General features: G+C 62.9%; 7 protein-coding genes. 2 read left to right on the forward strand and 5 right to left on the reverse strand.

Features of this window, described 5'->3' with window-relative positions; all coding sequences use genetic code 11:
* Nucleotides 1–983 (reverse strand): ABC transporter ATP-binding protein (locus EN879_RS24285; RefSeq protein ID WP_164774550.1); only part of this gene is annotated, 983 nt, incomplete at its 3' end.
* Between the two features lie 227 nt (nt 984–1210).
* Between EN879_RS24285 and EN879_RS24290 the strand changes: the two genes are divergently transcribed.
* Both EN879_RS24290 and EN879_RS24295 read left to right on the forward strand, forming a co-directional pair.
* Nucleotides 1211–1420 (forward strand): SlyX family protein, encoded by a 210-nt coding sequence (locus tag EN879_RS24290; RefSeq protein ID WP_013529634.1) that lies wholly within the window; start codon nt 1211–1213, stop codon nt 1418–1420.
* Nucleotides 1421–1443: 23 nt separating this feature from the next.
* Nucleotides 1444–1839: a hypothetical protein gene (locus tag EN879_RS24295; RefSeq protein WP_063168987.1), complete on the forward strand. Its 396-nt coding sequence runs from the start codon at nt 1444–1446 to the stop codon at nt 1837–1839.
* Here EN879_RS24295 and EN879_RS24300 read toward each other — a convergent pair.
* The 4 genes from EN879_RS24300 to EN879_RS24315 form a co-directional block, all read right to left on the reverse strand.
* Nucleotides 1834–2295: a GNAT family N-acetyltransferase gene (locus EN879_RS24300; protein WP_063168986.1), complete on the reverse strand. Its 462-nt coding sequence runs from the start codon at nt 2293–2295 to the stop codon at nt 1834–1836. The two genes, EN879_RS24295 and EN879_RS24300, sit on opposite strands and share 6 nt — an antisense overlap.
* 115 nt (nt 2296–2410) lie before the next feature.
* Complete coding sequence (locus EN879_RS24305) at nt 2411–3400, reverse strand: BMP family ABC transporter substrate-binding protein (RefSeq protein ID WP_024502791.1); 990 nt, start codon at nt 3398–3400, stop codon at nt 2411–2413.
* Between the two features lie 195 nt (nt 3401–3595).
* On the reverse strand, nt 3596–4261 hold the full coding sequence (gene msrA, locus EN879_RS24310) for a peptide-methionine (S)-S-oxide reductase MsrA (protein WP_063168985.1): 666 nt from the start codon (nt 4259–4261) through the stop codon (nt 3596–3598).
* 32 nt (nt 4262–4293) lie between these two features.
* A complete protein-coding gene (locus EN879_RS24315; RefSeq protein WP_024502789.1) occupies nt 4294–4617 on the reverse strand; it encodes a hypothetical protein in 324 nt (107 codons plus the stop codon).
* Nucleotides 4618–4891: the final 274 nt, after the last annotated feature.

Below are 4891 nucleotides of genomic sequence, written 5' to 3' on the forward strand. Positions count from 1 at the left end.
GCGGCACCGGTCAGGTCGATCGGCTTGCCATCCAGCATGACCGAGCCGGAAACGGCACGCCTGATGCCGGAAATCGCCTCGAGCAGTTCGGATTGTCCGTTGCCGGCGACACCGGCGATGCCGACGATCTCGCCGGCCCTGATATCGAAGGAGATGTCGTCGACCATGGTGACGCCGCGCGTATCCCTGACCGTCAGGTTCTTGACTGCGAGCTTGACGGCGCCGGCCTCTGCCTCGCCCTTCTCGACCCGCAAGAGCACGCGCCGGCCGACCATCAGCTCGGCCAGTTCCTCGACAGTCGTTTTCCTGGTCTCGCGCGTCGCCACCATCGTGCCCTGGCGCATGACCGACACCGTGTCGGTGATGGCCATGATCTCGCGCAGTTTGTGGGTGATCAGCACCACCGTCTTGCCCTGGTCCTTCAACTGCCGAAGGATGCGGAACAGATGGTCGGCCTCGGCCGGCGTCAAAACGCCCGTCGGTTCGTCGAGGATCAGGATCTCGGCGCCGCGATAGAGCGCCTTCAGGATCTCGACACGCTGCTGCAGGCCGACCGGCAGTTCCTCGATGATTGCATCGGGATCGACTTCCAGCCCGTATTCACGCTCCAGCCGCTCCAGTTCGGAGCGCGCCTTGGCGATGCTCTTCTTCAAGAGCGCATCGCTTTCGGCGCCGAGGATGACGTTCTCCAGCACTGTGAAATTGTCGACCAGCATGAAGTGCTGATGCACCATGCCGATGCCGAGCGCGATGGCGTCATTGGGGGTCTTGATCGAAGCCGGCTGGCCGCCAACGCGGATCTCGCCGCTGTCGGCCTGGTAGAAGCCGTAGAGGATCGACATCAGCGTCGACTTGCCAGCGCCGTTCTCGCCGACAATGCCGTGGATCGTGCCGCGACCGATCTCAAGATTGATGTCCCGGTTGGCGCGCACCGCACCAAAACTCTTGTTGATGCCGATCAACTCGATTGCGGCTTGCGCCATGCAGCCTGTCCCACTCTTATTTTTTTATCGCTTGGTCAAAACGCCTAGCATGACGCTCCGCCCGTGCCAATTGGCGGAGCAGGTTCACTCTCGACAAATCCCGGTGCGCTTGTCAATTTGCAACGTGGCCGGGGCCTTCACATTCGCTAGTATGGCGGAGCCGAAATTCGCATTGCGGCGCAAGACATCGCGGCGCAAGACATCGCGGTGAAGACTGGGGAATTCACATGACCATACCCGCCGACCGGCTGACGACGCTGGAAATCCGCGCCGCCGAGCAGGAGAAGACCATCGAGGAACTGTCCGGCCAGATCGCCGAGCAGTGGAAAGTGATCGAGCGCATGCAGCGCAAGCTCGACGCGCTGACGGATCGCTTCCTGGCGCTGGAGGAGCAGACGGGAGATGAAGTGCCTGTAACCAAGCCGCCGCACTGGTGAGGAAAAAGGGAAGGGCGCATGCCATGGCCAGTGAAAGCGATCGCATTGCACGGGCCAGCGACTATGTGCGTGGCCTGATGAACGATGCGGAGCGCGAACGGGCCGAACGTGATCTGGAGATCGACCCGGCCTTCCGCGACGAGGTCGTGCGACTTGCCGAGCGCATGCACGTCTTCGACCGTGCCGAACCGGGGGATGGCGAAGAGCGCTGGAAGCAGATCACGCAGCGCATTGGCGACCTGCCGCAGATGCGTAGTTCTGGCCTGAGCGACGCCAGGCCGCCAACCGTGATCCGAAGCCTGTCGCAGCGGCCATACGGCGTCGGCGTGCACGCGCTGGGCGGCCGGCGTGGATTTGTGGTTGCCGCCGGACTGATGGTGGCGTTCGCGCTCGGTTGTCTCGCCGCGAAGCTGCTATAGGCGAGGCCGGCGAGACATCAGAGCCATCGTCTCGCCGTCCGAACGGCATATCTCAACGGTGTTCCAGCCGAGGGCCGCGTAGAAACCACGCGCATCCCATGTGTAGAGATAGAGCATCTCGACGCCCCGTGACGCCGCATGGGCTTCCGTTGCCTTGACCAGCGCGGTGGCGATGCCTCGGCGTCGATACCTTGCATCGACAACCAACCCGGCCAGCCATGGCGTCAGATCATGCGCGGGCTCCAGTTCGTGGCGCACCAGCAGGCATGTCCCGACCGGGGTGTCGCCGATCCGGGCCACGAATGCCGCCTCGAAACCGTCACCGGCGATCAAGTCGCGAAGCCCTGCCGCATCTTCCCCGAGAGTCCTTCCGGTTCCCTCGAAAAAGGCAGACAGGCGCAGTTGCGCGACCGCTGCTACGTCGTGCTCGCCCATGGGTCCGATCGTCGGCTGCATCTGTATCTCGAAACGGTGTCCGGCACGGAGCGAAGGTTTCGCTCGATCCGGTAAAGGCAAAACCGCCGGGCTGGCGCCCGGCGGTTTGCAGATCATGGCTGTGTGTTCGTGCCGCTCAATAGGGGCAGGCGTTGTCAGTCGTATAGTCGTGTACTTCGACCTTGCCGGCAATGATGTCGGCCTTGGCTTTTTCGACGGCCGCCTTCATCTCGTCCGTCACCAGCGCCTTGTTGTTGTCGTCCATGGCGTAGTCGACGCCGCCTTCCTTGAGGCCGAGATTCTCGACGCCGCCCTTGAAGGTGCCGTTCTTGCCGTCCATGAAGGCGGTGTAGACGGCGACGTCGACGCGCTTCAGCATCGAGGTCAGCACCTTGCCGGGCTGCAGGCCGTTCTGGTTGGAATCGACGCCGATGCCAAGCTTGCCGGCATCTGCCGCCGCCTGCAGCACGCCAACGCCGGTACCGCCTGCCGCGGCGTAGACCACGTCGGAGCCCTGGTCGATCTGCGTCTTGGCGATCTCGCCGCCCTTGGCCGGATCGTTCCAGGCAGCCGGCGTGTCACCCGTCATGTTCTGGATGACATCGGTCGCGCCGGCCGATTTGGCACCGCCGACATAGCCGCATTCGAACTTGCGGATCAGCGGGATGTCCATGCCGCCGACGAAGGAGACCTTCTTCGACTTCGAGGCCATCGCCGCCATGATGCCGACGAGATAGGAGCCTTCGTTTTCCTTGAATACCAGCGAGCGGACATTGGGCATGTCGACGGCGTCGTCGATGATGGCGAAGTTGAGATCGGGATATTCGGCCGCGACCTTCTTCAGCGCATCCTCCCAGGCGAAGCCGGCCATGACGATCGGGTTGTGGCCGTCCTCGGCGAAGCGGCGCAGCGCCTGCTCACGCTGCGAGGCGTTGGAGACCTCGAATTCGACGTAGGCCGTGCCGGTTTCCGTCTTGAATTTCTCGGCGCCGTGATAGGCAGCCTCGTTGAAGGATTTATCGAATTTGCCGCCGAGATCATAGAGGATGGCCGGCTGGACATCCGCGGCGAAAGCCGGAAGAACCATTGCGGTTGCGGCCAGGAGGCCGAGAACGATACGTTTCATGTGATCCACACCCTGTCGGTTATTTTTTCCGTTACGCACCGCATGCCGGCCCGGTTCTCCGGCAGGCATGCGACGTCAGCCAGGAGTGTATTCCCTCCCGCTCGGCGGCAATCTGGCATGGCCCGAAACAAAATTCACGCGGAATTTTGACCTTTTGGAAAAGCTTGGTGCGGGCAAGCCGCACCGCAGCTTGTGTCAGGCGGAGGCGGCGGCAGGGATGGCGCAAGCGACACCGGTGCCTTTGAGGTTGCACGTGCCGTAAGGATTCTTCGCCAGATATTGCTGGTGATCGGCTTCGGCGAAGTAGAATTCGGCCGCCGGGGCGATCTCGGTGGTGATCCTGCCGTGGCCGGCACCGCGCAGCGAGGTCTCATACGCATCGCGCGAGGCGCTCGCCGCCAACAGTTGCGCCTCGTCGCTCGTGTAGATCGCGGAGCGATAGGCGGTGCCGACATCATTGCCCTGGCGCATGCCCTGCGTGGGATCGTGGCTTTCCCAGAACAGCTTCAGAAGCCCAGCATAGGAGACGATCCCGGGGTCATGGACCACCAGCACCGCTTCGGCATGACCGGTTAGCCCGGTGCAGGTCTCCTGATAGGTCGGATTGGGCGTGAAGCCGCCGGCATAGCCGGCCGCGGTGACCCAGACGCCTTCGACCTGCCAGAACAGCCGCTCCGCAGCCCAGAAGCAGCCGAGCCCGAACATGGCCGTCTCCAGCCCCTCGGGATAAGGACCCTTGAGCGGTCTTTTCAAGACCTTGTGCCTGGATGCGGTCGGGATCGCCCTGGCGCGGCCCGGCAGGGCCTCGGAGGGCTTCGGCAGATTGAGCTTCTTGTTCAGCATGTCGCTGAGAAAGAACATGCGCGGGTTTCCCTCTCTTCGCGGAAAGCGGATCAGTTTGCGACGAACTGTCCGGCGCGACGTTGCCGCCTGTAGCCTATCGCATAGAGCAGGAAAGCCAGCACCGCGAACACGGCGAAGCCCGGCTGGTTCAGCACCCAGGCGATGGCGCCATCCCATAGCAGCGGGCTGGTCTTGGTTCGGATGAAGGTCTCGAAGGCGGCCCGCGTGTCGGGCGAGACCGCGAGCCAACTGCTGTTGAGCGGGGTCAGCACCAGCACGGAGGCCGCCACTGTGCGTGTCGCGTCGAGCACCGCCATGATGACGGAAATCGACAGCGCGATCATTGCGGCAAGACGAAAGACGAAGCGAAACATCAGAACCCTCCTCCGGGCTGGTCCTCTCCCGAGGGGCTTTTCAGAGATAGAATGCGCATGGCTGGATCGCAATCGCCATACGCGAATTTGCAGACTCCAAACTCAGGTCAACGGAGGGCCGGACGACAGTCAGTCGGGTCGCTTTTCATTGACATGTGAGGGCAGCTATGCTAATAGTTTGGGTATGGCGTTGACTTGCGCCGACGACCCGCCGCACAGGCGGGTTTTTGCGTTTGGTGCTCGCAAACCGACGCGCCGGCGAAGTCTCCCAAGA

The sequence above is a fragment of the Mesorhizobium sp. M7A.F.Ca.AU.002.02.1.1 genome, from assembly GCF_003998535.1.
Lineage (GTDB): Bacteria > Pseudomonadota > Alphaproteobacteria > Rhizobiales > Rhizobiaceae > Mesorhizobium > Mesorhizobium ciceri.